This window comes from Oleiphilus sp. HI0125, assembly GCF_001635355.1.
The window spans coordinates 1-1155 of the sequence record NZ_LWGF01000771.1 but is presented as its reverse complement, the minus strand read 5'-3'; the positions used below and the strand labels follow the sequence as shown (position 1 = coordinate 1155).

Below are 1155 nucleotides of genomic sequence, written 5' to 3'. Positions count from 1 at the left end.
GCTAAATATTGACAATCTTGAGCAAGAGTTAGCCTTACTCAATTACGCTAAAAAAGCTCAACTCTCTGCCCCTGGTACTTATAAACGCTCGGCCAATCAAGTGCAGATTTTTCGTCGCGCTCATCGGACGATAGACGGTTCTCAACAAGCCTTGCGTTTGTCATTACGAATAGAGGGTGATGTCATCACTAGTCTTTCAACTGATGATGCAAAAGGCCAAGGTATTTATACCATTGAGCCCTATAAGATCGGGGGTATTTATCCAAAAACGCGTGAAGAAAGAGAGCTTATTGCCTACGAAAACATCCCGCCAGGGCTTGTGTCTGCCTTGTTGTCGACGGAAGACAGAGACTTCTTTACGCATTTTGGTATAGCGCCTTTGGCGATAGCCCGAGCGATGTACTCAAATGTGATGGCTGGTCGAGTTGTGCAGGGCGGTAGCACCCTCACGCAACAACTAGTGAAGAATTTTTACCTCACTCGTGAGCGAAGTATTGTCCGCAAAATCAATGAAGCCTTTATGGCATTGATGTTGGAGTGGCATTACAGCAAAGAGGATATCTTAGAGACATACGTCAACGATATTTACTTGGGTCAGTCGGGCAATACGGCTGTGCATGGTTTTGCGATGGCAAGCCGATTTTACTTCGCTCGCAATCTTGAGAACCTTGAATTAGAACAGCATGCTTTGTTAGTCGGCTTACTGAAGGGGCCATCATTCTATGATCCTCGACGCCATCCTAAGCGCGCAACGAAGCGTCGAAATCTAGTGTTGAGTTTGATGCACGAACAAAACTGGATTTCTAGAGACGCGATGCTGAAGGCTCAATCAAAGGAACTCGGTGTGACCAAAAAGCCGAGCTTCAAGAGTAATCGTTATCCTGCGTTTATCGATTTGGTAAAGCGTCAGTTGCGAGAAGATTATGATACAGAAGATCTGAGCAGTGACGGCTTGCGGATTTATACGACCTTAGATCCTCAGCTACAACAAAATTTAGAAAGTGCGATCGCAAGAGAAATTAAAACACTCGATAAGCGAAAGCGAGGCACGGGAAAACTCGAAACGGGAGCCGTGATAACTGCTGTTGGTACGGGTGAAGTGCTAGCAATTATGGGTGGAAGAGATCCTCGATACCAAGGGTTTAATCGTGCTTT

1 protein-coding gene is annotated in these 1155 nt (G+C 45.6%); it reads left to right on the top strand.

Annotated elements, in window-relative coordinates:
* The coding region (locus A3762_RS12085) for a transglycosylase domain-containing protein (RefSeq protein WP_197469224.1) at nucleotides 1-1155 on the top strand (1155 nt) is incomplete at both ends.